Source organism: Clostridium cellulovorans 743B (assembly GCF_000145275.1).
Taxonomy (GTDB): domain Bacteria; phylum Bacillota; class Clostridia; order Clostridiales; family Clostridiaceae; genus Clostridium_K; species Clostridium_K cellulovorans.
In genome coordinates this window covers 255,697-280,512 of record NC_014393.1, presented here as the reverse complement: position 1 = coordinate 280,512, position 24,816 = coordinate 255,697, and the positions used below count along the sequence as shown (strand labels likewise).

The 24,816-nt window shown below is 31.7% G+C and carries 25 protein-coding genes and 1 pseudogene; 4 read left to right on the top strand and 22 right to left on the bottom strand.

Annotated elements, in window-relative coordinates; genetic code table 11:
* Nucleotides 1–92: 92 nt before the first annotated feature.
* The 3 genes from CLOCEL_RS01130 to CLOCEL_RS01120 form a co-directional block, all read right to left on the bottom strand.
* Nucleotides 93–1,073, bottom strand: coding sequence for a helix-turn-helix domain-containing protein (locus CLOCEL_RS01130; protein WP_010075260.1), 981 nt, complete (start codon nucleotides 1,071–1,073; stop codon nucleotides 93–95).
* A 652-nt stretch (nucleotides 1,074–1,725) separates the two neighbouring features.
* The gene (gene abc-f, locus CLOCEL_RS01125; protein WP_010075261.1) at nucleotides 1,726–3,750 is read right to left on the bottom strand and encodes a ribosomal protection-like ABC-F family protein; all 2,025 of its coding nucleotides are present in this window, start codon (nucleotides 3,748–3,750) and stop codon (nucleotides 1,726–1,728) included.
* A 764-nt stretch (nucleotides 3,751–4,514) separates the two neighbouring features.
* Complete coding sequence (locus tag CLOCEL_RS01120) at nucleotides 4,515–5,693, bottom strand: acetyl-CoA C-acetyltransferase (RefSeq protein WP_013291576.1); 1,179 nt, start codon at nucleotides 5,691–5,693, stop codon at nucleotides 4,515–4,517.
* 238 nt (nucleotides 5,694–5,931) lie between these two features.
* Between CLOCEL_RS01120 and CLOCEL_RS01115 the strand changes: the two genes are divergently transcribed.
* Nucleotides 5,932–6,822, top strand: a complete 891-nt coding sequence (locus CLOCEL_RS01115) for a LysR family transcriptional regulator (protein WP_013291575.1) — start codon at nucleotides 5,932–5,934, stop codon at nucleotides 6,820–6,822.
* 102 nt (nucleotides 6,823–6,924) lie between these two features.
* Here CLOCEL_RS01115 and CLOCEL_RS01110 read toward each other — a convergent pair whose 3' ends face one another.
* Both CLOCEL_RS01110 and CLOCEL_RS01105 read right to left on the bottom strand, forming a co-directional pair.
* Complete coding sequence (locus CLOCEL_RS01110) at nucleotides 6,925–7,560, bottom strand: class I SAM-dependent methyltransferase (RefSeq protein ID WP_010075265.1); 636 nt, start codon at nucleotides 7,558–7,560, stop codon at nucleotides 6,925–6,927.
* A gap of 559 nt (nucleotides 7,561–8,119) precedes the next feature.
* Nucleotides 8,120–8,773 (bottom strand): flavodoxin family protein, encoded by a 654-nt coding sequence (locus CLOCEL_RS01105; RefSeq protein ID WP_010075266.1) that lies wholly within the window; start codon nucleotides 8,771–8,773, stop codon nucleotides 8,120–8,122.
* A gap of 152 nt (nucleotides 8,774–8,925) precedes the next feature.
* On the opposite strand from CLOCEL_RS01105, the gene CLOCEL_RS01100 reads away from it, so the two are divergent.
* Nucleotides 8,926–9,303 carry a winged helix-turn-helix transcriptional regulator gene (locus CLOCEL_RS01100; RefSeq protein WP_010075267.1) on the top strand — a complete coding sequence of 126 codons (378 nt, stop codon included), beginning with the start codon at nucleotides 8,926–8,928 and terminating at the stop codon, nucleotides 9,301–9,303.
* Between the two features lie 142 nt (nucleotides 9,304–9,445).
* Nucleotides 9,446–10,661: pseudogene (locus CLOCEL_RS01095) on the top strand (IS256 family transposase).
* A 343-nt stretch (nucleotides 10,662–11,004) separates the two neighbouring features.
* Here the strand turns inward: CLOCEL_RS01095 and CLOCEL_RS01090 are convergent.
* The 9 genes from CLOCEL_RS01090 to CLOCEL_RS01055 form a co-directional block, all read right to left on the bottom strand.
* Complete coding sequence (locus tag CLOCEL_RS01090; protein ID WP_010075268.1) at nucleotides 11,005–11,874, bottom strand: AraC family transcriptional regulator; 870 nt, start codon at nucleotides 11,872–11,874, stop codon at nucleotides 11,005–11,007.
* 140 nt (nucleotides 11,875–12,014) lie between these two features.
* Nucleotides 12,015–12,995, bottom strand: coding sequence for a hypothetical protein (locus CLOCEL_RS01085; protein WP_010075269.1), 981 nt, complete (start codon nucleotides 12,993–12,995; stop codon nucleotides 12,015–12,017).
* A gap of 71 nt (nucleotides 12,996–13,066) precedes the next feature.
* Entirely contained in the window at nucleotides 13,067–13,939 is an 873-nt protein-coding gene (locus tag CLOCEL_RS01080) for an SPL family radical SAM protein (protein ID WP_010075270.1), read from the bottom strand.
* Between the two features lie 40 nt (nucleotides 13,940–13,979).
* Complete coding sequence (locus CLOCEL_RS01075; RefSeq protein ID WP_010075271.1) at nucleotides 13,980–14,420, bottom strand: GyrI-like domain-containing protein; 441 nt, start codon at nucleotides 14,418–14,420, stop codon at nucleotides 13,980–13,982.
* A 318-nt stretch (nucleotides 14,421–14,738) separates the two neighbouring features.
* Nucleotides 14,739–15,089, bottom strand: a complete 351-nt coding sequence (locus CLOCEL_RS01070) for a DUF1048 domain-containing protein (protein ID WP_010075272.1) — start codon at nucleotides 15,087–15,089, stop codon at nucleotides 14,739–14,741.
* Between the two features lie 9 nt (nucleotides 15,090–15,098).
* Complete coding sequence (locus CLOCEL_RS01065) at nucleotides 15,099–15,446, bottom strand: DUF1048 domain-containing protein (RefSeq protein ID WP_010075273.1); 348 nt, start codon at nucleotides 15,444–15,446, stop codon at nucleotides 15,099–15,101.
* A complete protein-coding gene (locus CLOCEL_RS01060) occupies nucleotides 15,446–15,769 on the bottom strand; it encodes a PadR family transcriptional regulator (RefSeq protein ID WP_029169214.1) in 324 nt (107 codons plus the stop codon). The genes CLOCEL_RS01065 and CLOCEL_RS01060 overlap by 1 nt, the downstream gene beginning before the upstream one ends.
* Nucleotides 15,770–16,215: 446 nt before the next feature.
* The gene (locus tag CLOCEL_RS22650) at nucleotides 16,216–16,386 is read right to left on the bottom strand and encodes a hypothetical protein (protein ID WP_198283745.1); all 171 of its coding nucleotides are present in this window, start codon (nucleotides 16,384–16,386) and stop codon (nucleotides 16,216–16,218) included.
* Nucleotides 16,387–16,437: 51 nt separating this feature from the next.
* On the bottom strand, nucleotides 16,438–17,340 hold the full coding sequence (locus CLOCEL_RS01055; protein WP_010075277.1) for an alpha/beta hydrolase: 903 nt from the start codon (nucleotides 17,338–17,340) through the stop codon (nucleotides 16,438–16,440).
* A 145-nt stretch (nucleotides 17,341–17,485) separates the two neighbouring features.
* Between CLOCEL_RS01055 and CLOCEL_RS01050 the strand changes: the two genes are divergently transcribed.
* A complete protein-coding gene (locus CLOCEL_RS01050; RefSeq protein ID WP_010075278.1) occupies nucleotides 17,486–17,995 on the top strand; it encodes a TetR/AcrR family transcriptional regulator in 510 nt (169 codons plus the stop codon).
* A gap of 405 nt (nucleotides 17,996–18,400) precedes the next feature.
* On the opposite strand, the gene CLOCEL_RS01045 is transcribed toward CLOCEL_RS01050, so the two are convergent.
* The 8 genes from CLOCEL_RS01045 to CLOCEL_RS01015 all read right to left on the bottom strand — a co-directional run bounded on the left by CLOCEL_RS01045 (nucleotide 18,401) and on the right by CLOCEL_RS01015 (nucleotide 24,789).
* The gene (locus tag CLOCEL_RS01045; protein ID WP_010075279.1) at nucleotides 18,401–19,444 is read right to left on the bottom strand and encodes a galactose ABC transporter substrate-binding protein; all 1,044 of its coding nucleotides are present in this window, start codon (nucleotides 19,442–19,444) and stop codon (nucleotides 18,401–18,403) included.
* 87 nt (nucleotides 19,445–19,531) lie between these two features.
* Complete coding sequence (locus CLOCEL_RS01040; RefSeq protein ID WP_010075280.1) at nucleotides 19,532–19,792, bottom strand: hypothetical protein; 261 nt, start codon at nucleotides 19,790–19,792, stop codon at nucleotides 19,532–19,534.
* Between the two features lie 347 nt (nucleotides 19,793–20,139).
* Nucleotides 20,140–21,105 carry a helix-turn-helix transcriptional regulator gene (locus CLOCEL_RS01035; RefSeq protein ID WP_010075281.1) on the bottom strand — a complete coding sequence of 322 codons (966 nt, stop codon included), beginning with the start codon at nucleotides 21,103–21,105 and terminating at the stop codon, nucleotides 20,140–20,142.
* 173 nt (nucleotides 21,106–21,278) lie between these two features.
* Nucleotides 21,279–21,404 carry a hypothetical protein gene (locus CLOCEL_RS23610; RefSeq protein ID WP_278184402.1) on the bottom strand — a complete coding sequence of 42 codons (126 nt, stop codon included), beginning with the start codon at nucleotides 21,402–21,404 and terminating at the stop codon, nucleotides 21,279–21,281.
* A 247-nt stretch (nucleotides 21,405–21,651) separates the two neighbouring features.
* A complete protein-coding gene (locus CLOCEL_RS01030) occupies nucleotides 21,652–21,996 on the bottom strand; it encodes an HAD domain-containing protein (protein WP_010075282.1) in 345 nt (114 codons plus the stop codon).
* Nucleotides 21,997–22,124: 128 nt separating this feature from the next.
* Nucleotides 22,125–23,342: an SGNH/GDSL hydrolase family protein gene (locus tag CLOCEL_RS01025; protein WP_010075283.1), complete on the bottom strand. Its 1,218-nt coding sequence runs from the start codon at nucleotides 23,340–23,342 to the stop codon at nucleotides 22,125–22,127.
* Between the two features lie 313 nt (nucleotides 23,343–23,655).
* Entirely contained in the window at nucleotides 23,656–23,961 is a 306-nt protein-coding gene (locus tag CLOCEL_RS01020; RefSeq protein ID WP_010075284.1) for a Fic family protein, read from the bottom strand.
* Nucleotides 23,962–24,081: 120 nt separating this feature from the next.
* Nucleotides 24,082–24,789 carry a DUF722 domain-containing protein gene (locus CLOCEL_RS01015; RefSeq protein ID WP_010075285.1) on the bottom strand — a complete coding sequence of 236 codons (708 nt, stop codon included), beginning with the start codon at nucleotides 24,787–24,789 and terminating at the stop codon, nucleotides 24,082–24,084.
* Nucleotides 24,790–24,816 lie beyond the last annotated feature (27 nt).

The window sequence follows — 24,816 nt, the reverse complement described above, 5'->3', positions numbered from 1 at the left end:
AAATATAAACCGTTACACAGTGTTCGAATCAAGATTTCACTGTTATTTCTTTTGTGATGCTGATTCAACAGTTAGTTTTATCGATTGTATTTTTATATTCCTTCTTTTAGCTTAATGGGAAAATATCTTTGCATTTGTTTATAGCCAAGTCCCTTTTCTATGTCTTTATAGGCAGTATCTCTTCCATATTCATATAAATAAGGCATATTGAACATAACACTGCGGCCTTCGTCAAGTTCAAAATTTGTGCTTTCAATCCATCGGCGAACTTTATCTTCCACTTTGCGTAGGCTCTCGTTATCTTCGTCAATACTGACTGCCATAGCGTATAAGCCTCCTGGAAAATCAATTAATTTAAAAGGGCTTACATCAGCGTCGGTAACACCATCTTTAACGGCACATATCCATTCAGCTTTATCATTTTTAGATAGCAAGAAATCAAAACAATCGAAAATCACACTCTTATACAAATGACAATACTGCCACAATTGGTACATATATCCCCCTTCTTTGAACATTTCTCCCCACGGTTGGTCGCCGCACGTTAACGCTTTGAATGCCGGTATCCTGACAACCATTATATCTGGAATTTTTTTATCTAATTTTTCTGTTATTTCAATCAATCGGTTTATATTTGAAGGCTTGCCTATATAATCAACGGTTACCAACTGTGTTTCAATCTCTTTAGCCTTGTTATACAGCAGTTTTATATCGGAGTTGTCTGTAAAATTCACTTGTTCGATTTCACGTATAAAATCCAGCACGATTTCTTTCAACTCATGCAAAAGTGCAACCTCGTCGTCTATGTTCTGTACTTTTTTCCCCAGCACTTCTAAAACTACATCTGAACCAGAAGTATTGAAAACACGTTGAATGTCTTTTATGCTGATATTCAGCTTGCGTAAAATAAGTATTTGTTCAAGCCGCCTAACAGCATTTTCGTCGTACATTCTATATGTATAGTCATCACTTCGGGTGCTGGACAGCAATCCCATATCCTCATAATAACGCAGTGTACGAGCTGTAACGTCATATTTCCTTGACACATCTTTGATTTTGATTAGGTTGTCCATTCGTTTGCACCTCTTTTCTTAATTATCAATGCTAATTTAAGTATAAACGATTCCCTAAAGGAAGAGTCAAGAGGGTAATGCTATTTTTTGTATAAAATATAAATTTTCTCTTTTACTGAGAAACGGCATAATCATTATTTCAGATTATTAAGCTATTAGTATACTCCTCTCCATTCCTTATCCGAACTTGGAAAACCATTATTAAAAAGGAACTCCTGGTATCTTTATAATATTCACTTAGAATTATAACTTTCTATTTATCATATAGCTCTTCAAAAATTGATAAATAATTCAAATTCCTATTTGTCTAATACTTAAAATTTATTTCCACTTTTTATTGCAACATATTTTGTAAAATCATAATAACTTATGATACGTTTTTTTACGTGCAAAATTAGCCTTAGACAACTTGTATCAATGCCTAAGGCTATAATTTCATTTATAAGGAAACTCCTACTCTCTCCGTTCCTAGGAGTAAGTTCGCCTAACTAAATCTAAGATTTAGAGGCTTACTTAAGGAAACTCCTACTCCCTCCGTTCCTAGGAGTAAGTTCGCCTAACCAAATCTAAGGTTTGGAGGCTTACTTATGGTACGGTTCACCTTATCAGTAGCAAATGATAACCCATCACTTGCTGAAAGCGAAAATTCACATTAACTATTAAGATTTAACCATAATTCCATAACCTCATCCAACTCTTTGCTTAACTCCTCTTTTCTAGAATACAATTTACTAAGTTCCTCATAGTGTATATTTGAGTCAGCCATAGCCAATTCAGTCTCTTGTATTTCTTTTTCAAGATTTTGAACACTTATTTCAACCTTAGCTTTTTCTGCTTCATTCTTTTTAGTTTCATCGACATTTATTCGTTTATTAGCTTTTTTACTTTTTTTGATTTCATCATTATTTTTTAATTTATTATCCTTTTTAAGCTTTGATGTTTCATCTTCTATAGCCTTAAGCTTTAATTCCTCTGTAATTCCTTTATAGTAATCATAATTACCAAGGTAACTTTTAAAAGCATTATCTTCAATTGCAATTATCCTTTCACCTATTTTATTAATAAAATATCTATCATGAGATATGAAAAATATAGTTCCTTTAAAGTCTTCTAGAGCTTCTTCAAAGGTTTCTATTGAATCAATGTCAAGATGATTAGTAGGTTCATCCAATATCAATAAATTTACATCTTCATATAATAGCTTACCGAGCTTTAATCTTATTCTTTCTCCCCCAGATAGATGCTTTACCTTTTTAAATACACTTTTGCCATAAAACATGAATTTAGACAAGTATTCACGTGATTTTCCTTCTAATATTGAAATATCTTCTCTGAAGCATTCTAATACAGTAAGTTCCTCATCTTTAAAGATAATTTGCTGTGGCAAATATGCTACTCTTACACTGGCACCTAATTCCACTATGCCACGATCCGGCTCTTCTTCACCTAAAAGCATTTTTAGGAAAGTAGTTTTACCACTACCATTTGGGCCAATTAATGCTACTCTTTCACCAAAATTAATCAATAGATTTACATCTTTTAAAATAACCTTATCTTCAAAAGATTTAGAAAGTCCTTCAGCCTTAATTGTTTCATTGCCAGATCTTTCAGTTTCTTTAAAGCTAAGATTCATATTATTTCTTTCAAGCTTCGGTTTTTTAGTTCTTACATATTGACCTCTAGTTCGATACTCTTTGTCGCTTTCAGTGTTACTATTTTTCATTTTATCAAGTCTTTTCTGTAGACTGGCAGCTCTTTTAAAGAATTTATTATTATCTACTCTATTCGCCCAATCTCTTAACTCTTTTATAGTGTTTTGTATAGTTTTAATCTCTTTTTGCTGCTCTTTATATTGATGAATTTGTTCAAGCATATTCTTTTCTTTTTGTTCAACAAAATCAGAGTAATTTCCTTTATAGGTTTTACTCTCCATATCTTCTATTTCTACAATCTTTGTTACTACATTATCTAAAAAGTATCTATCATGAGATACAATAATTACAATACCATTGTAGTTCTTAAGATAAACTTCAAGCCATTCAATTGAATCCATATCTAGATGATTTGTAGGCTCGTCCAGTAATAATATATCTGGATTATCAATTAATAGTTTTCCAAGAACAACCGTAGTTTTTTCACCACCACTTAATAAATTAAATTCCTTATTTAAAAAGTTTTCATCTAATTTTAAGCCCGTACAAATCTTATTTAATTTTTCTTCTGTATTATATCCATCTTTAACTTCATATAATTCAACCAATTTACTATACTGTTTTAAAGCTTTTTCTAAATTATCAGTTTCTAAAAACTTCATCTCTTCTTCTAATTCACGCATTTTATTCTCTATTGTGTAAACTTCAGCAAAAGCTACTTTTAGAACATCGATAACTTTCATACCATCTTCATATTGAGGTATTTGCTCAAGATAAGCACATGTAGCTTCTCTTGGTACACAAACAAAGCCTTCATCATATCCATAACTTGAGGTTTGAGGATAACCTATGTAGTAATTCATTTGCTCTATTCCAGCTATTAGTTTAAGAATAGTACTCTTCCCGCTTCCATTAACCCCTACTATACCAACTTTTTCTCCTGCATACACTTGAAAACTTATATTTTTAAGCACAAGAGTTTCATCCATATACTTTTTTACATTAACTAACGATAATTCGAACATAAGAAATTCCTTCTTTCACCCTTATTTCTATTCCTCTTCTTAATGGATAGACAGAGAAGGTTCTTAGATATATGAACTATAGTTAATTAAAAAAACTGTAAGAAGCTCATATCTCCTTACAGCCTGAAAATCCTTTATCACTCTATATGCTTCAACAATAAAACCACATTTATATTAACCATAATGCATAAACATATATCACATTACAATGTAGAAATCTTATTAAACCATATATATTATAATTTATTAAAGTATGATATAAGCACAAATCTAGGAATGTTAATAAACTCTTTGTATTATGCTTATATAATTTACACTAAAGCTTCTTTAAAAATTTTAGCTCAATACTTCAAAATACATTGATTGAAAGTTAAAAAATATAACTTTCAAATATCCTATAAATTATAATGTTGAATTTCATTAAAGTAAGTTACCTTCTAAATGCCTTATTCCATAAAGAGCATAACAATAAAACCTAAAATAATTAGGCAAATTAAACTCATCATAAAATACATATTAAATTAAAATAATTTTGAAATTATACTTTAATCAATATTAGCAATTAGCTGGTGTCATAACTTACTCTCCCCTTTCAACATGTTTTTTTCTTTATTACGCAAATTTTCTTTCTTAAGTATATTTTATCAACTCTATATACTACATAAAACCTCATTCTTATTTCATAAAAGAGAATGAGGTTTTATGTGCTATTCCATATTGCTTATCTGATATCTTCTTTCATAAGACCTAATTAGTGATTATAATTATTCTCTTTCAACTATTAAGGCAGTACCTTGTCCTCCACCAATACATAGAGTAGCAAGTCCCCTCTTCGCATCCCTTTTTTCCATAGCATGTAGCAATGTTACCAAAATACGAGCACCAGATGCCCCTATAGGATGTCCAAGTGCTATAGCTCCACCATTAACATTAACTTTACTCATATCTAAATTTAAATCCTTAGTTATTGCTATACTTTGAGATGCATATGCTTCATTTGCTTCTATTAAATCTAAATCTTCTGCTTTTAAATTAACCTTATCTAAAGCTGCTTTTGTTGCATGAAATGCACCGTATCCCATTATCGCTGGATCTAACCCCGCTGATCCATAAGAAGTAATTTTTGCAAGTGGTTTTATTCCTAAAGCTTTAGCTTTATCTGCACTCATTATTACTAAAGCTGCTGCTCCATCATTTAGTCCTGATGCATTTCCTGCTGTCACTGTACCATCTTTTTTAAAGATTGGTTTAAGTTTTTTTAATGCTTCTATAGTATTACCGAATCTAGGGAATTCGTCTTGGTCAAATATTACTTCACCTTTTTTTGTTTTAATTACTACAGGAACTATTTCATCTTTAAATTCTCCATTCTTAATGGCTGCTTCTGCTTTTTGTTGTGATAGAAGTGAGAATTCATCTTGTTCCTCTCTTGTTATATTCCACTTTTCCGCCACATTTTCCGCTGTTATTCCCATATGATAATCATTAAAAGCATCCCATAAACCATCTTTTATCATTTCATCAACTAGCTCACCATGGCCCATTCTTTGTCCCCATCTTGCACTATCTAGTAAAAATGGTGCACTAGACATATTTTCCATGCCACCTACTACAATAGTATCAGCATCGCCAGCTTTTATAATTTGAGCTGCTAAACTTATAGATCTCAATCCTGAACCACAAACTTTATTAATTGTAAATGCAGGTATTTCTACAGGCAGTCCAGCTTTTACAGCCGCTTGTCTTGCTGGATTTTGTCCTAATCCTGCTTGAAGCACATTCCCAAAGATAACTTCATTAATTTCTTCTGGTTTAATATTTGCTCTTTTAACAGCTTCTTTTATTACTATTGCACCTAAGTCAACTGCTGGTACATCTTTTAAAGTTTTGCCATATGCTCCTATTGCTGTTCTTACTGCGCTTACTATTACTACGTCTCTCATTTTTCATTCCTCCCATAATTAAAATCTATATTGTTATTTTTTTAACAAATTCAAATATGCAAATTCATTTACTTTTATCGATAATAGAGTTATTAATAAAACTTACTTAATATGTTTTAGCTACTCTATAAATTCATATTATCAGAGGATTATATATTTGTAAAATTGATATATTCGAATTGACAATTCAATTTTATCAATATATTATTAGATTAATATATTGATCGGGGGGACATTAATGGATATAAGACACTTTAAAACCTTTAAAAGCATTGTTGAAGAAGGTAACTTTTCAAATGCCGCAATGAAATTAGGATACACCCAATCCACTGTTACCTCACAAATTCAACAACTAGAGCAGGAACTCTCAATTAAGTTGTTTGAAAAAATTGGCCGTAATATGGTATTAACGGACTTAGGAAAAGAAATGATACCTTATGCAAATGAATTACTTAATACAGTGAAGAAAATTGAGGGCATCGGTAAAGTTGGTGATAAAATTACAGGAGAGTTAAAAATTGCTGTTGCAGAATCTTTAATGTCTTATAAACTACAAAATGTATTAAGTATGTTTAAAGAAAAAGCCCCTAATGTAAAACTTAGTATGGTTTCTCTTAATTGCTATACCATAAAAACTATGTTAGCAAATGGTGAATTAGACCTTGGTTTGATGTATGATGTGGGAAGTAAAAATGAAAGTTTATCTGCTGTTAAGCTTTCTGATTTTAATGTAACTTTAGTATGTTCGCCACAATTTGAACAAGAAAAATTAGATTTTTGTGAGCCAAACCATAAAATAAATACAAGCCTTATCATTAATCCAGTTGAATCCGTTTATCGAAAAATAATTGAAAATTACTTTCTGGATAAAAACATATTACTAAACAACACAATCGAACTTGGAAGCATTGAAGCAATTAAAAAATGCGTTGCGAGTAATCTTGGGATTTCATTTTTGCCTAGTTTTACAGTAGAAGAGGAGCTTAGTAATGGAACTTTAAAAGAATTAAAGGTTGGCTGTGTAGATGCTAAAATTACAGCAATCTATGGTTATCACAAAAATAAGTGGATTAGCCCTGCACTGTCGTTATTTATTGAATTGGTGAGAGAAGATTTTAATATTATATGAGCCCTAAGGAGTACAGACAGCGCCTTGAATTTCCAACTTAGCTGGTCCAAGAAAATGTCCGCACCTCCCACTCTATTATATAAAAGAAAGAGAACCTCTCCATTATCTGGATTTGGTTCTCTTGCATTTTATCAATAAAAACTTCATTGGAGGTTTATCTTTATTATCACTATCTATTTCATCAATCTCAGAGAATTCTACAAGCCCATATTCTTCAAAATCTTTTTTTATTGACTCAGAATCATAAAAGAAGATTCTTACTCCTGGCATTGTTTCATAATAGTTTTCATCAAGCTTTTGGCCTTTTCCAAACATAGGTGCTTTTTTTGAAACTGCTGTAAATATCATATATCCACCTTGTTTTAATTGCTCATAGCAATCACTAATAAATTTTTTTCTCTCTCTTTCGTTTAATAAATGAATAAGTGCATAGCTAAATATCCCTTCATAAAGCTTATCTTCAAAAGGCATATCTCCAACTGAACCATGATAAATATTGATATTAATTCCATGTTGTTTTGCCAAATCAATAGCTGTTTTTGAGATTTCGATTCCTGTAACATTTATACCATTATCAATAAATACCTTTGCATTCCTCCCATAACCAATACCTGGTATCAATATATCTTTAATATTATTTTCAATAAAAAGATCTTTGGCAATAACAGCTGACTCTGATGGGTTAAATCCCCACATCGTTTGTTTCTCTATAAAGCTTTTTTCCCAAAACTCTGTCATATTTTATTCTCCTTAAAATATCTAGTGACAAAAGCCTTTAAACTCTTACACTGACTTAATTTTCACTTTGACTACATATATTTTTTGAATTCACTCCCTAGCTTGCTTAAACAATATTTTAACTAATCATATTATAAACTCAAATTATCTGTAATATGCCTGCTTATATCTATTGTCAGTATCAAAATATTATTATGATATATCTTTAAATCTAAAAATTATCTTTAAGCTAGTTAATCAATGTCTAGTTATAAACTGATTTAAATATACAGTAGACCATTATTACTCTGAAAACTGACTTTTCGTTATAAATAACCGTCTTTTCGTTATGGATAATTGTCGCATAACCTAGAATAATTGTCTCTATGTCACCTTTAGCAAGCTACTCATATTATTATGGAATCTCCCCTGAACCTATTTTATCTAAACCTAAAACTCCCTTGAAATATTTAGTCAAGATATCTCAAGGGAGCATAGTTAATGCTGAACGTTACTTAATTATAACTTTCTAAAAAACCTTATGATTAATAGCAAGAAAATATCGTCATAATTTAATATTCTACTTAATTAAACTTTTACCTATTTCAAATGCTTTTTCACAATCTAAAGGAAATTGAACTTTTCTATGAGCTGCCTTTTCTTCTTCAGAAAAGGCACTAGATTCATATTTTGAGTAATCATCAAATTGGTAAGTATTATTTGAATACATAACTGATGGTTTTGTAAATATACGTCCAATGGTAGATTCAGTTTTATTAAAGGTTGATAAATATCCGACATTATCCATAAAATCTTCTGCAACATTCATTGTATAAATGAATGCTATTGGCATCTTCTTCGGTGAAATTGTAGAATAATTCTTATCATACACCAAGTAAGGGAATAATAGTCTTTCTAAAAATGATTGTAATTGGCCTGTTATAGTACCAAAATATATTGGAGAACCAAAAATAACCCCATCAGCTTGAGATATTTTCTCTAAAACTTCATGAATATCGTCTTTTACGGCACATTTTCCATAACTTGTACCGCCAATTCTTTTACAGGCAAAGCAACTTTTACATCCAGTATAATTTAAATCATATAAATTAATTATTTCAGTTTCAACTTCTTTATCTTTTGCAGCTTCTTTTACTCCATCTAAAGCTTTCTGAAGTAATGTAGCCGTATTCTTATTTTTTCTTGGACTTCCATTAATAGCATAAACCTTCATAGCGACACCCCTATTTTTTTATATTTTTACTCATTTTTGTATTTATGGTTTTATGCTATAATTATATATCTTAAGACCATAAATATATAAGTACGCAGTTTTTTCTGTGTTAGTATAAAAAGTATACTATTAAAGTTAAAGGAGTTGTAATTATGAATAATGGTATAGATTGCAATGTAGAATTCCATAATGATAATAAATACGAGACAAAATGTCCACTTATATACGCATTAGATATCATCGGCCAAAAGTGGAAGTTGCCTATCATGTGGTACTTATTTGAAAATAATTTCACTAGATATAATGAATTAAAACGAAAAGTTAACGGTATTACTAACATGATGCTTACAAAATCTTTAAAGGAACTAGAAGAACATAACCTTATTGTTAGAATCCAGCATGAAACCATTCCTCCTAAGGTTGAATATGCTCTAACAGAAAGGGGTAAAGCGCTACTTCCTGCATTAAGTGAATTGTCTAGATGGGGCGAAGAACAACTTAAACTTGATAAATCGAAATCAAATTCTTAAACATTTCTCATTTACTGTAATAAATAAAAGACTGATTACACCTCTTGAGGCCGTATAAAAAATTTTGTGTAAACTGAATAAAAACAACTTCTTCTTGGTAATAATTGAAATAACAATATATTACAAGAAGGAGTTGTTTTTTATGTCAAATGTGTCGAAAGAATTATTGAGAGAATTTATAAAGGAGCAGAACTTTACTAATGCTAATGAAGTATTAGATGCCATAAAAGGAATGTTTAGAGATGTTTTACAAGAGGCTTTGGAAGCAGAAATGGATGAAGAATTAGGTTATGGTAAGTATGATGTAACAGAAAAAGCAAGCGATAATAGTAGAAATGGCTATTCAAAAAAGAAAGTTAAAACAGAATTAGGTGCAATAGAACTGAATATTCCAAGGGATAGAAATGGAGATTTTGAACCTAAAATAGTACCAAAACATCAAAGAACCATAAATGGAATTGAAGATAAAGTATTATCGCTTTATGCTTCGGGAATGACAACAAGAGATATATCTGAACAGGTTAAAAATTTATATGATGTAGATATAAGTGCAGAAACAGTGTCAAATATAACTAATAGGATATTGCCAATGGTATCAGAATGGCAGAATAGACCTTTAGAAAACACATATGCATTTGTCTTTATGGATGCAATCCACTATAAAGTAAGAGAAGAGAAACAGATTGTACTTAAAGCAGCTTACGTAGTAATAGGCGTAAGCCTGGACGGCGAAAAAGAAGTGTTAGGAATATGGATTGGTGCAAATGAGAGTAGTAAGTTTTGGCTTTCTGTTCTAAATGACCTTAGGAATCGAGGCGTACAAGATGTACTAATCTTCTGTGTTGACGGCCTAAACGGCTTTAAGGATGCGATTGGCGCAACATTTCCATTCGCTAGAATTCAACGATGCATAATACACCAAATACGTTCTAGTATGAAGTATATACCATATAAGGATAAAAAGGCTTTTGTTGCAGATCTGAAGTATATATATGGTGCCGTTAATGAGGAAGTAGCTATGGAATATTTGATAGCTTTAAAGGATAAATGGTCTCAGAAGTATCCAAACGCAGTAAAAGTTGGGAAGATAATTGGGATAATTTAAGTACATTCTTTGCCTTTCCTCAAAATATAAGAAAAATAATATATACTACAAATGTAATAGAGAGCTTAAATAGTCAATTTAGAAAAGTAACAAAGACTAAGCTAATATTTCCTAATGATGAAAGTTTATTAAAGATGCTATATTTAGCAGTTCAAAAATATCAACAAAATGGAATAGAAATTATCGTGAATGGGATTTAGTAATCAATCAATTAAAAATAGTATTTAGCGAAGTGTTTGAAAAAATGGCATAAAAAGAACCTTAATCTAGAATTAAATCTAAGATTAAAGTCCCTTTAGTAAATTTCCTTAGGTATATTATGTGCAATAAATGTTAATAATATACCTATGAAGGAAATAAATTGTTCTTCACTAATATACATACTTAGACAAAAATCCAAGCCTGTCTAAGACTATAAATTAATGGTTATTTCCAAGAAGAAGATAAGAATACACGAAATAATTTACAGGCTCCCTCTTGATGTAATCAGTCTTTTAGTATCACCATCATTTATTAGCTGATACAAATATTCTGTATCCTTGAGATAAAATATTGCATAGTAACAACTTGAAATAGAAGAATAATTCATACTCTATCTATTTTTTTATAACAGCTATCCAAACCTCTTGATGATTATCCTGCATATAGCACTCAATAACCGGAAGATCCGCTAATTCATAGCCGGAATTAGGTAGCCACTCTCCATAAAATTGTTTATAAACCTTCTGTATTGCTTCTGGCAGTTCTCCATTAGCTTCGAAAATTGCCCATGTTGCTTCAGGATAAGCAAATTCCTTCATCCCTTCCAGTGCAGGAACATGTTCACAGCTTGGTACATCTACATAATTTGTCACTGCTATTATATATTCCATTTCCTCTGATTCGCCCCATTGCCCTCCTTGGGCGATTCCTAAAAACCCTGCTGGTCTATAGTCAGGAAATTTCTCAATAAACCTATTCATAGTTCCGTCCTTCCATGCGTTCTCCCAAACTTTCGGAACCATTTCAAATGCTGTTGAGGTTTTCATTTTCTGTGATATTCCCATTACTCTGAATGCAGGCCATTGCTCAATTTGATAATTCATATGATTTTCTCCTTTTATCGTAATTTGAAAGGAGCGCTTAGGACAAGATTTTAACTGAACTGTTTCATTTCTTACACTTGAAGGCAGTACTCCATGAAAATTTTTGAATGCCCTGGTAAATGAATCTTGAGATTCATATCCATACTTTAAAGAAATATCGATTATTCTCTCTGTACTATTCAATAAATCAAAGGCTGCCATAGTTAACCGTCTGTTTCTTATATATTCAGACAACGGCTTATCTGCTATATATGAAAACATTCTTTGAAAATTATAAATAGAACATCCGGCAATTTTTGAAATAGCTTCATAGGATATTTCACCTGCAAGATTCTCCTCAATATAATTTATTGACTCGTTCAATTGTTTAACCCAATCCATTCTTCTCACTCCCAATCCAATAGTATCTCTTTTAGCAATAACCTCACTCGATATTTCATGCCGTATTTTATCGGCTCACTGCTATATATAATATAATAAATTTCTCTATTAATTCTATTTAAAAAATCTTTTATGGTTTTCTATAGACATTGAAAATTTTTTAGATATCTCATGTTAACCAAAGTTTGGGTGGCTTTCCACCAATTTTTACTTACTGCCCACTGCTCAGGGTAATCATTCCAATTCCAAGTTATATTCCAGGTCCCATCTGAATTCATCGTTTCTATAATGAAGTCAATTTCATAATCGGAAAGTTCTTTATTATCTAGATAGAATATACTATCCGGTGTAATCATAAATTGAGAAGGCTTACACATATAGTTATCCTTCCAACCCTCTTTATCCTCACCAATTGAAGACTTTACCTTACGCCTTAAACAATTAATCATTTCATCGGCATCAAAAATATCTGTTAAACCTGCTTTTTCGCAGTATTGATAGTATCTAATAAAGCATGATATTTCGTGCATATCTTCTGATGTTTCATCTTGTAGAAATGCTTTAGTCGCTTTCTTAGCAATTTCAAGTGCTAATTGATATAACTTTGATTGTTTATCAGCAAAATATAAAATGAATCCTACTAAGCAGATTGTTGGATTATAACCCCATTGATCAATAACATTTTCTCTATAAGACCACCACTCTGCATGTGGATAGTCATCATTTGTTGGAATTTGTGCAATCCAATGTCCATCTTGAAAATCTTTTCCACTGTCTAGATAGGATAATATATTTCTTACTATCTCATTATTTTTATCTGTAATTCCTAATTCATATAAAATTTCTGTAGCACACCAGGTCTGTATAGGTGACGAATTAGGGTTCCAGCTATCAGCTTCAAGTGCATATCCAAACCCTCCATTTGGATTTTGGTATGCAGATAAAGCAGCTAATACATCATCCTTATTTCCATTTTCAAAATGATATTTCCACCTTGCTATATCTAATGGCCTAGCATTTCTATACATCCAATTCCTTATTACTTCAAACTGTTTTTTAGACATTTTCATTAGAAGCACCTCGATTCTATATATACCTACAATTATATCATGTATATCCAACTTCCTCCTAGATATTTAAAGCGAAAAAGCCCCTATTCTCTATTAACCAGTGCTTTAAACACTGAAATTTCCTATATCTCAAAACTTATTTGAACTTCATTATTTTTCTCTTCAAAAGTTCTCATATAATTAAAAACTTCTCTTATGTCACAAATAATATTATTTTTATCACAGGTTTCTTTAATAATTTTCATAAGTTTTCCATGATTCTTACTTATTACTTCATAACTATTCCCATACTGCTTTATGTATTTCTCTTTTAAACCTTTAAAATGCTTATCTAAATTCTTATAATAATATTCCCTATTTCCATTTCTTAATGTTAACCCAATACCAAATACTATGATTCCTTTAACTTTGGCTTCTATACAGTAATCTAAAATCCCTCTTATATTTTCCTCCGTGTCATTTATGTAAGGTAAAAGGGGACTTAGCCAAACTACTGTAGGAATTTTGTTATCCCTCATTATCTTTAAAACTTCAAATCGTTCTTTTGTTGTAGAAACATTTGGTTCAATAAGCTTACATAATTCTTCATCATAAGTTGTTAATGTCATCTGCACAACACACTTTGATTTACTATTTATACTTTTTAACAAGTCCAAATCTCTTAATATTCTATTTGATTTAGTTTGTATCGCTAGTCCAAATCCGTACTTATCAATTATCTCTAAACATCTTCTTGTGTTTTGAAGCTTTTCTTCTAGCTGAATGTATGGATCACTCATTGCACCTGTTCCGATCATGCACTTTTTTCTTTTACGCTTAAGTGTATCCTCTAATAACTGAACCACATTAGCCTTAATCTCTATATCTTCAAAAATATGATCCATTCCATAACAAAGACTTCTAGCATCACAATATATACATCCGTGAGTACATCCTCTATAAATATTCATTCCATTATTACTAGATAGTATCCCCTTTGCTATCACCTCATGCATATAATCGTAACTCCCTTCTAACACATTGTACCTCTTAAAATTACTTCAATGAAATATAAATATCAACCTTACAATTATTAAAATCTGAATTTAAATATTCTTCAAAATCAGCTTCATAACTTCTATCTAAATCCATTTGCCAAATTTTATTCCAAGCTTCTGCAACTGCTTTTTCCATATGTCCTTCAATAGAAAACTTAGCATATTTCCCTACAGGAATTTTCTTTATTGTAAGTCCTTCACTTTCAGCCTTACATACCTCATTTCCTACTGTAACTAAATACTTATCATCTTCATAATTCGAATAAAGTCCTATGGCATATTCATTTACCTTATTTGTTATCATTTCATTAATGCCACCTTGATATAACTTTTCCCAAAGACCTCCAATAATTTTGCCCATATTAGGATCATTATTACCTGTAATAGCACTAACTCCTACCACTATTTTTTCTTGTAAATTTACAATTTCGTACTTCATATTCATAACCTCCATATATTTGATAAGGTTATTATACTCGGGTTACTATGACAACTATATGTCATAGTAAGAATGACTTAAAAGATTTTTTTATTTTGTTAAAATTGTCAATTACATGACCCTTTACACTATCACAATATAGTAACCTTACTGAAACCTGCGTCTTTTAATATAGTTTGAATAGTAATCATAAAAAAAAGAGCTGACAACTGTAATATCACTCACATATTATCGGCTCTGCGTTTCATTGTACTCCAACTTTGTGGTAAGGCACAGACCTTTCACTTCAATTGCTTTCTCAATTCCCATATCTCAATTTTATTTTTTCTTATCTATAACCTTTTTCATTGCCTTATTAACTTCTTGGTCAACAGATTCTTGATAGATATCATAGTAAGTTTTTGAATCTTTGATTAGATCATCACAGAAAGTCGCTACATCACTGCCAGTAACTTCGAGTACACCTTTGCCCAATGCTGCGCCCTCTTCAAAAAAATCAACAATCCCCGAGAGCAAACCTATCCCGTCGGTTAGCTCAACTAATCCAATCTTAAAGAGATATTTTTGAATCTCTTTATAAACAATCTGATAATCTTTTGGGAGTGCCTTGACACGCGCCATGTGTGCTCTCCATTCTTTTTTACCTTCAATTATATCTTGTATTCCCATATACTCCTCCTATTTACCTAATTTTTTAGCTATATTATCATTAAGTTGTTTACGCCATTTATCACGAAAAGACTTTGCCCCTTCTTCGCCAACCAGTGCTGAACAGAATCCTTTGATATCGTCACCCAAAACCTCTTGTACACTCTCACCGTCCGCAGCCGTTTCTTCGAGCATGCCAAGTACACCGTCAAGAATTGGCATGAGGTTGCGACCGGTGAAATCTGAGTATGACCAAAGATTAGCACTAATTTTTTCCCATGCCACTTGATAATCAGTCGGTAGCTTTTTGGCTCGCGATTCAAAAACTTTCATTTCTTTAGTGATGTCACTTCCCGTAATTTTTCCCCAAAAACTCATTATTTCCTCTCCTTTAACTCGTTAATTTTTGATGATACAAATTCCCACCTTTCCCAGAACCTCCTCAGTTCCTCGCGCCCAGCTTCATTAAGTGTAAAAAACTTTCGCGGCGGCCCCATATCGGATGGTTTTTTTTCTATATCCACAAGTTTATTCTTCTCAAGCCTAACCAATATAGTATAAACTGTTCCATCTACAACATCCGAAAATCCTAGAGCATTTAGCCTCTTAGTAATCTCATAACCATATATTTCCTCATGGCTGATAATTTCAAGAACACAGCCTTCCAATACACCCTTTAGCATTTCTGTAATATTTTCCAGATCACTCACCTCTTTACTATCTAGTATTACATGTATTCAGTAATACTTACTACTACTATATAGTACCACTCACTACTAATAGAGTCAATATGTTATATTTATTCTTTGCGTTTATTTTTACCGATGAGATTTCAAATAATACAAGATCAGCAAAACTCTACTACTTGGTTCACCTCCATTACCAACAGCTTCTATTTTTCCTTCAACCCTTAACTTTTCAAACATTCTATTTACAGTGGCTTCTCCTACATCAGGACATAACATCGATGGCTTATATAGTACTTAACAATAATTCTGTTTTTGCCATAAACATAGTCATCTCCATCTAAATGATCATATTTATTGTCAACTTAATATATTAAAACTAAAATAAACCTTATCATTTTACTACAAATGATAAGGTTTATTCTTGGTGTGGAATTGTAATAATATAAGTTTGAATTTGATTATCCAACTTCAATGCCTTGTTCTGTAAATGGTTCTAATACTTTTGGCCGACACATTGAAATATACCCAACTCTTTTTAAATGTTCAAAACCTTTACCAGAATACCATCCATAATTTTCAACATGCTTTTCCTTTAATTCTCCTAATTGATTTTCAAACCTTGGCTTCAAAGATAATAATGAATGTAAATAAAACAAGCTTCATTGGCATTTTGTACTTCTTTATTGCTTATGAATAAAAGCATATATTGTTTTTAATACACTTTTTTCGTCATCTCCATTGAATCCATGTCCTGCACCTTCAACTACAAAAAGCTGGGAATTTGTATAAACATTATTTGCTTTTTCGGAATAAGAAAGATCAACCGCCGGGTCTTTTGTTCCGTGCATTATGATAACCGGTCCTGTATATTTTTTAATTTTTTCATATACATCCATTTCATAGAGCTCCTGCCACAACTTTTTTCCTGTTAACAAACCAAACATATTAATTGTATCTGGAATTTTATCCATATTTGAAAATGTTTTTCTTGTGCTTTCAGCTTTGTCCAAAGCAGGGAAACACAAGACTAGACCAGCAATATCCTTATGTTCAGCTGCTGTTAATGCAGAAACCAATCCTCCCATACTTTCACCCAAAAGATATATTTTTTCTTTATTTACCCATTCTAAACCTTGTACATAGCCAATTACAGCATTTAAATCAGACATTTCTGTGGAGATTGACATATTCGTTGAATCTCCTTCACTTTTCCCAGATGAAGACCCTCCCCTGAAGTCAAATACTACTGCTGGAGTTCCTGATATAGCAAAGGATTTTGCCTTACTTGCAAGCATAGCCTCAGTGCTATTAAATCCTGGAGAAATTATCAGTATTTCTCTACTTCTCCTTTCATCTTCCGGTATATATATAGTTCCTGATATTTTTTCTCCATTGACCACGCATGAAAATTCTTTTTCTGCAATAGCAAATTTCTGCTCTGACAATAAGACTGGTTTTTTATTATATAGTAAAAATTTACATGGCCCCATACCAACTTTTCCTAACGTAATTAGTATCCATATAGTTATGGCTGCAATAAGAATAAGCAACACAAGAATACCTCTTTTAATAATTTTACCCATTTTTGTTCCCTCTCTCTGTTCATTCTATTCAGGTATTTTACCTGAACTTCATTGTGTGATACAATTGTACCATACAGTAGAAAATATTCAATTCTAAAAGCTGGTACAATTAGAGGGCTTTTGTCCCACTAGATAGGAGCTAATGATGATAGAACGCACAAATGCATCAAATATATTTGTATGTGAATGTCTACAAGCCGCATTACTGCGATTACTAAAAACAAAACCACTAGAAAATATAAGTATCTTAGAGCTAGTAAAGATTGCCGGTGTCAGCCGAAATTCTTTCTATCGCAACTATAATAACTTGGAGGAAATTATAGGTGAATATCTTATGAAAGAATCCCAGAAGTGGTGGGATTCTTATAGCAAGTCAGAAGACAAAAATCTTACAAAATGTCTATTTGAGCATTTTATAACATTAAAAGATATTATCTCAGCACTCTACCAGTCGAACCATTCTCATCTGATGATGCAACATATTTTTCAATGCACTATTTCCGGCAAATCCTGTTCTGCACAAGAATCCTATCAACGAGCTATCATTGCTGGGAGTACTTGGGGATTATTTGATGAATGGGTAAAACGTGGCATGAAGGACTCACCAGAAGAAATGAGCCGCTTTCTAGAAAGTGGATGGCATGAACGAACTTAAAATTTTATCAAAAGCAGTAATTTCTCATATCATAAAAAAACAATTAAATTACTATTTGTCTATTACTCGAGTTTGTTCCTAACTTTATTAAAACATATCTTATAAGTAAACTATTACTTATAAGACAGTATTTTCGCCTATAAAAATAACCTTAGCTAAGTAATACTAATGGCTAAGGCTATAAATTTCATTTAATTAGGTGCTATCTGCAATATTATTTTTGAGTGGATTAGAAATGATATGAATCTGTCTATTGATGAAATGGTGGAGATTGGATATAACTTGATGCTAGATGGGATCAAGACTATTTCTAAGTACGGGAATTCTTGCAAATAAGAAACAAGGACTGCAACCTACGAAAGATATTTGCAGTCCTTGTTTTTTAAATTATTGGATAATTTCTACTTACTTTTTTATAATATATTTCCTCGGATTTGTACCAATAATAATTACACCACCTTCAGATTTTAAATTTGTGTTTTCTGTAGGATTTGCATTATTAATTAAGTTATTTCCGATAGCATATAAGTCCTGTGCTACTTTTTTTAAATCTACAATAATAGTTCCAGACATAAGTCCTTTATCAATTAAATTTATAGCTTCAGGAGTTCCACTAAGTCCAAAAACCGGTATATATTTTGATTTACTCCCTGTGTTATATCCATATTTTTGAAGACCTTTGACAGCCCCTACTGCCAGATCATCATCATTAGCAATTATTGCCTCAATTTTGTTCCCATATGTTAGAAATATGTTTTCAATATAACTTTTAGCTACTGCTTCAGTCCAATTTGTAGCAAATGATTGAAGTAATTCTGTTTTTATACCAGAACTTTCAAGTATTGAAGTAACCCCTTGAGTTCTTTTATCTGCTGTTACGTCCTCCTTAGGTCCTCTCACAAGGACATATTGTAAAATATTATCATCATTTTTGTCTATAATACTTTTATTGTTCCAAAGATCTCTAACAATTTCACCTTGCATCTCACCTGTTTTATCAGAAGCAGGTATTGCAAAAGCAGCTCTGGCATAATCTTTTGAGATATTTTTTACCACATCTGGAGGAATATTGAACATTACCAACGGAGTATTGTAAGGTCTAACTCTTTCAATAAAATTTCTCACAGCATCTTCTTTTGTACTTGCTGGGATGGCTATAATCAGATCTATATTATTTTTAAGTAGAGAATCTAACATTTCATCTTGTACACTGACATTATTTTGAGGATTAAGGACAGAAACTTTCACTGGATATTCATTTTGAAGATTATCAAACTCTTTTTTAAATTGCGCTGCAATAGAATTATCTAAACTAAATAATATTACTCCAACGTTAATTGTTCTTCTGCTAATTGGACTAGAAAATGTTTGTATTTCGGTAGTAATTATTAATAGAAAAATTAATAACATAACTAAAATTGACTTAATTGTTTGCCTTAATACTTTCATTTTTATGTCCATCCTCACTTTAAATGATATAAATCAGTATTAGGTTACGAATAAATGTCAAAATTATTCTCTTAGCGGCACATTTTTCTATTCAGCGTCAAAATCAATAAAGTATTTTCTCTCTGATGTATGTATCGTTAGGGTTGCTAAATTAATATTGTCCTCTAAAATATCTACTCTGTATTCAAACGTGATATCATCATGTTGTTTTTTCATAAATAAGTAACTTCCTTCTTCTTGATCCTCGGCCTCATCACTTATTTCAGTGTAGATTTCTTCGCCACTGACTTCTCCAGGATATCCTGACTTTCTTATCTTTTCCTCTATTGTTTTAAAAAACTCTTCCATTTTTTTGCTCTCTTTCTTTTTTTAATACCTATTTCTGTTCTAATCAAGTATATACTATGTTTCTAAATAACAGTAGCCCTAATCATTATTAATTAATGTTCAGAGGAAAACCTCACTTATCAAAATCACATGGTTCTCAATGACAAATTACCATTTGTCTGTTACTGGAGTTTGTTCCTAATTTTATTACAACATATCTTATAAGTAAACTATTACTTATGATACAGTGTTTTCACGTATAAAAATAGCCTTAGCTAAGTAAATGGCTAAGACTATAAATTTCATTTATATAGTATAATTCTAAAGTAATATTTTGAAACCCGTAGTGGATAGGCAGCCGATTTTATCTACTTCCTCACTGGTCTTATATATTTCCAAAACCGCTCTGGATCATGATAAAAATAAATTATTCTACCAGGGGAAGTATCAAAGCAGTAACCGGTGTCTGCAAAATCAAAAGTTGCCATTGCCTTTTCAATCTTTTCCTCTACGCTACGATTTTCCTGCTCATAGTCGAATGGCCCATGTTCAAAAACAATATACTCGGCTTCTGGAACATCAATCATAAGCATTTGCGGTGGTACTTGGCCTTTGTAATCAAAAGGAAGACGTGTACCATAACACTCTGTACGTGGAATACCCCAATCACAGAGTCTGCCGTCTGGGTCATTAATGTACGCCATAATCTGACCGCTGCTGCTGTTAGATTCGCTCCCACCATCATCATCCAATTTGCCCTTGATACTATCGAGTAAGCCGCAAATTGTTTCGCAGTCCTGTCCCGGAATAAGACTTTGCTTTTGCCAAAAATCCCAATACCCATTACTCTCATAGTTTTTTATGTGCAAAAATTTGTGTGCGGGAATGGTTACAAAATAAATTTTAACACCATCTGTAGATTTTATCATCCCAATCTCTCCCAATCCTAAAAAGTAGCGATCGAAGGAGTTTATTTTTGTACGAAGAATGACAGGCTTAGGTTTTTTTCGGTATTCACTTGGAATTACACCATATGTACCCTTAAAAGCTCTGGTAAATGCTTCATGTGATGAAAACCCATAATCAAAAGCAATATCTAAAAGGCTTTTTTCACTATCCCTTACCTCTTTTAATGCAAAGGCTAATTTTCTATGTCGCAGATAATCCCTAAATTGCATACCCGATATTTCTTTGAATTTTCTCGTTGTATAAAATTCGGAATAACCCAGCCTACGAGAAAGAAAACGTAGTGTTAAGGCTTCATCATTATAATTTTTAATACATTTATCAATTTCATCAACGATTATTTGAATTTGCTTCTGCCACTCGTACATTTCTATGTTCACCCCATTTCAACCACTCTACATTTATTATAAAGAAATAGAGAGATTACTACTTGATTTTACTTGCTGCTATTTCATTTTTTCTCTTTTATGTTCTGCATTCTTGCGTCTGGCCTACAATATAATTTCCCATCATGCCATAGCATCGATGACTTATTCAGTACTTAATTTTGACTGTAAATGATAAGATTTATTCCTGCTGTATCATTGTTTTGCTGTTTGCTTGTCGCTTCTCCGTAACTACTTAAAATGAGATTTTTCCATTTTATTCTTATGTATCTATTCTTCATAAAATTCTATAATTCTAAAGTAATATTTTGAAATCCGTAGTGGATGGCTGCGGAGGTTTTGAACATTTTATCCTCCTGGGTTATTGGTGAAATATTCTACTATAGCTAGGGGGTGGTATTGGATATGCTAGAATTAATAATAAAAAGTTCTGCTACTATCTATATTATTAGATTGGTTTTAAAACATAATCTTTTTATTTCTAATTATGCTTATTTTTAAATTTATAATAACAGTTCAATTGCTTTATCAACATCTTTTTTCTGTAAGTCCTATCTCTGCATTAGTTCGCACTTGTCTAATCGCTAAATCTTCATTATGCAAATGTATATCATGGAAAACTATCCACTTGTCAATGTTTTGATTCTGCTTTAACCATAAAATTATCTCCACTGCTTTGACCCTACTGAACATTTTAGTTTTTCTGATTTCTTCAGTAGTTAGGTCTGGGGGCATTGCATAAATGCTTAAACCAGAATCTAATAACAAATCAAGTAATGTTCCATCATGCATTAAGCTTTCAATTGTATATGTTGCCTTATCTCCTGTAAACTTTTCTTTTTGCAATAATGATTCTGGTATAAACATTGGCATATATACAGTTGAATATTTTGTACCTTTTAAATTATGGATAAATTAGAAATTTTCTTATTCCATTCAAAAAGGATGTCCATAACTTGAAACATCCTTTCATCTTGTAATATCTTATCTTTCATTGTTTTTTAATTTCCACTATAGACCTTCCACCCTAAATCTGTTTTGATTTTTTCAGCAAGTTGCTTTGCCATCAATTCATGAGTTTTCACACTAGGATGCCAATCCTCACCAAGTCCATTAGCAAAATCCTGTTGAGGAAATTCAATAAAGTGAACCTTATTATGTATAGAAGCTTCTTTTGATTTAACAATGCCACTTATATAATCCCTTTGACTATCAAGGTTTTCCCCATTCAACATAGGACCTATCGCACAATAAATATCAGCCTTAGGATATTCACTACGGATATTATCTATAAATTTTGAATATACTGCTGTAAAAGTTGTTTTATCTGGAATGCCCACACTATAGTCATTTGTAGAAAGATTAATAACTATCACTTGAGGAACCCAGTTTTTAGGATTCCAAGTGAGATTTTTGTTATAAGGTAGCACCTGATTATATATTTCTGGCATTACATCTTTAGGATCTCCTCCATAGTTACGAAGCACTCCTTTTCCTGACCAGCAAATAGTCATTGGATCTGCACCCAAAAGCTTAGCCGTTAAAGCACCATATGCAAGAGAAGCATTTTCATTTTTAGTGGTAAAGGATTTATTCGGGTCAGTCCCTTCATTTCCATAGCCACAAGTAATTGAATCACCAATAAATAGTATTCGTTTTGAAGAAGGTTTTGGCGGATTTAACAACTTTCCATCTGAAACGCTAAACCCCAGAAATTGTACATCACCCACAAAAGCCTCAGTCCTTTTAACTAATTCTATCGTATGCTTTCCTTTCTCTAATCCTGATACCAATGCAATAGGAGATGATGTTGTAGAAGTTACATTAATAGGCGTTTGAACAACACCATCAACTATCACATTAAACCAGTTATCACCTGTGGATTTTAAATTTACGCTTATTCCAGTTCCCACGAAATTGGCTTTAATAGTAGTGTTGCTCCATGCAAACTTTGGACCAGCAGCATCGCTTGTATCAAAACGACCAATAAGAAGAGTCTTCGATGTGGATTTTTTCTCCGTTAAATTATCAGATCTAATGTCTGAAACATTGTAACAATTAAACTCATTTAAACTAGGATAACTATTATTAATAGATTCTATCCTATTCTCATCAAATAAATTAACCTTTACACTACCAGCTGCAGAAGCATCGACTGTAGGTGTTATAGTTAACATTGCTATAGAAATAGCTAGTAAAAAAGTACCCCTTTTCTTCATATAAATTCCCCCTATCTTACTATAGATTTATGCTTTTTTTATTCTTTAATCCTCAAGGCTTGACCTCTTTGGAGAAAAAAATAATCTTTAAATTTTATCTATTTCTTGTAATATTATACATATTGATTATAAGGTTATCATTTATATACTGTCAACACATCTTTGTTTCTATATTGCTAATTTTATCTATTCTTGCTTTTAAATTTCTTGGCCTTGATATAGAAGTTAAAAGCAAAGAAAAAAAGTGCTCCATCTCGCAAAGATTAGCACCTTTTCTTAATTACGTTATCATTTTCAATTACATACCTTTACCCTATAGCTTTTTCCACTTAGAATTTCTTCCCTTACCTACAACTTCTATTTTTCCTTCAACTCTCAACTTTTCAAAGACTCTATTTATAGTGGCTTCACCCACATCAGGACATATAGTTCTTATTTCATTCTTAGTAAAATAGCCTAGTTTGCCTTCTATAGCCATTTCTATTCTCTCACTCTTACTGCCCTTCGTATTTTCAATACAGCCTACCCTATCCTCTAATTCCTTATATGCTTTTATAATAATTCCAAGAAAATATTCAAGCCATATATACAAATTATTTTTCCCATCATGCCATAACATCGATGACTTATTCAGTGCTTCATAATTATTATCTTTTTACCATAAACATAGTCATTTACATCTAAATAATCATGTTTTTTATTGATTTAATAGGTTAACTCTACTATTTGATTTTCCCTGCTAAAACAAAAACCCATCCAACTTCTCAATAACCCTTCTCCTCACCTTAATACAATTATCCACCGATTGATTAAGTTCCTGAGCAATGCTCGTCCAACTTCTTGTAGGCTTACTAAAATAGCGAAGCCCAACTAATCTTTTTTCCTCAACATCCAAAAGCTCCAGCACCTTATCTATTAAAGCCTTTTCATTTAATCTGCTTTCCTTTTCTTTTCTAAGCTCCTCTATCTTACTTTCAACAAACTCTTCTCTTCTGATTACTTCATTTTCTACATTGGAATTAAACCTGTTTGTAGAAAATTTTTCTTCATAAGTCATAGCCTTAATGGATACATCATCCTTTAGCTTTTTTATCTTTATCTCCGTCAATTGGTTTAATATATCTATGTCCTTGTATGCATAAAGTCTATTTTCTGTTCTTTTGATTTTACTTTCTTTCTTAACGGTATTCTTTATCTTAATGTTATCATCTATATCAATGTTATTATCTATATTAATCTTACTATCTTTCTTATTGGTATTCTGTGCCTTAATGTTAATCTCTTTCTTAATGTCATTTTCTATCTTAATGCTTCTATCTTTCCTAATGTTATTTTCCATCTTAATGCTATTCTCTATATCCATGTTTCTCTCTATAGTAATCTTACTCGCTCTCTTAATGTTATTATCTATCTCAATGTTATTCACTCTCATAATGTTCTCTCTCATATTCCATATCCTCCTTGTTGATCATAG

Bases quoted from the DNA above. Each gene is read 5' to 3' on its own strand.
- CLOCEL_RS01030 (WP_010075282.1), bottom strand. From the start codon at position 21,996: ATGCCAATGTTTATACCAGAATCATTATTGCAAAAAGAAAAGTTTACA.
- CLOCEL_RS01100 (WP_010075267.1), top strand. From the start codon at position 8,926: ATGAATAATGGTATAGATTGCAATGTAGAATTCCATAATGATAATAAA.
- CLOCEL_RS01105 (WP_010075266.1), bottom strand. From the start codon at position 8,773: ATGAAGGTTTATGCTATTAATGGAAGTCCAAGAAAAAATAAGAATACG.
- CLOCEL_RS01040 (WP_010075280.1), bottom strand. From the start codon at position 19,792: ATGGAAGAGTTTTTTAAAACAATAGAGGAAAAGATAAGAAAGTCAGGA.
- CLOCEL_RS01070 (WP_010075272.1), bottom strand. From the start codon at position 15,089: ATGGGAATACAAGATATAATTGAAGGTAAAAAAGAATGGAGAGCACAC.
- CLOCEL_RS01025 (WP_010075283.1), bottom strand. From the start codon at position 23,342: ATGAAGAAAAGGGGTACTTTTTTACTAGCTATTTCTATAGCAATGTTA.
- CLOCEL_RS01110 (WP_010075265.1), bottom strand. From the start codon at position 7,560: ATGACAGAGTTTTGGGAAAAAAGCTTTATAGAGAAACAAACGATGTGG.
- CLOCEL_RS01050 (WP_010075278.1), top strand. From the start codon at position 17,486: ATGATAGAACGCACAAATGCATCAAATATATTTGTATGTGAATGTCTA.
- CLOCEL_RS01055 (WP_010075277.1), bottom strand. From the start codon at position 17,340: ATGGGTAAAATTATTAAAAGAGGTATTCTTGTGTTGCTTATTCTTATT.
- CLOCEL_RS01115 (WP_013291575.1), top strand. From the start codon at position 5,932: ATGGATATAAGACACTTTAAAACCTTTAAAAGCATTGTTGAAGAAGGT.
- abc-f (WP_010075261.1), bottom strand. From the start codon at position 3,750: ATGTTCGAATTATCGTTAGTTAATGTAAAAAAGTATATGGATGAAACT.
- CLOCEL_RS01035 (WP_010075281.1), bottom strand. From the start codon at position 21,105: ATGTACGAGTGGCAGAAGCAAATTCAAATAATCGTTGATGAAATTGAT.
- CLOCEL_RS01075 (WP_010075271.1), bottom strand. From the start codon at position 14,420: ATGAAGTACGAAATTGTAAATTTACAAGAAAAAATAGTGGTAGGAGTT.
- CLOCEL_RS01120 (WP_013291576.1), bottom strand. From the start codon at position 5,693: ATGAGAGACGTAGTAATAGTAAGCGCAGTAAGAACAGCAATAGGAGCA.
- CLOCEL_RS01020 (WP_010075284.1), bottom strand. From the start codon at position 23,961: ATGTTATGGCATGATGGGAAAAATAATTTGTATATATGGCTTGAATAT.
- CLOCEL_RS01090 (WP_010075268.1), bottom strand. From the start codon at position 11,874: ATGGATTGGGTTAAACAATTGAACGAGTCAATAAATTATATTGAGGAG.
- CLOCEL_RS01015 (WP_010075285.1), bottom strand. From the start codon at position 24,789: ATGAGAGAGAACATTATGAGAGTGAATAACATTGAGATAGATAATAAC.
- CLOCEL_RS01065 (WP_010075273.1), bottom strand. From the start codon at position 15,446: ATGAGTTTTTGGGGAAAAATTACGGGAAGTGACATCACTAAAGAAATG.
- CLOCEL_RS01080 (WP_010075270.1), bottom strand. From the start codon at position 13,939: ATGCATGAGGTGATAGCAAAGGGGATACTATCTAGTAATAATGGAATG.
- CLOCEL_RS01130 (WP_010075260.1), bottom strand. From the start codon at position 1,073: ATGGACAACCTAATCAAAATCAAAGATGTGTCAAGGAAATATGACGTT.
- CLOCEL_RS01045 (WP_010075279.1), bottom strand. From the start codon at position 19,444: ATGAAAGTATTAAGGCAAACAATTAAGTCAATTTTAGTTATGTTATTA.
- CLOCEL_RS23610 (WP_278184402.1), bottom strand. From the start codon at position 21,404: ATGAAGAATAGATACATAAGAATAAAATGGAAAAATCTCATTTTAAGT.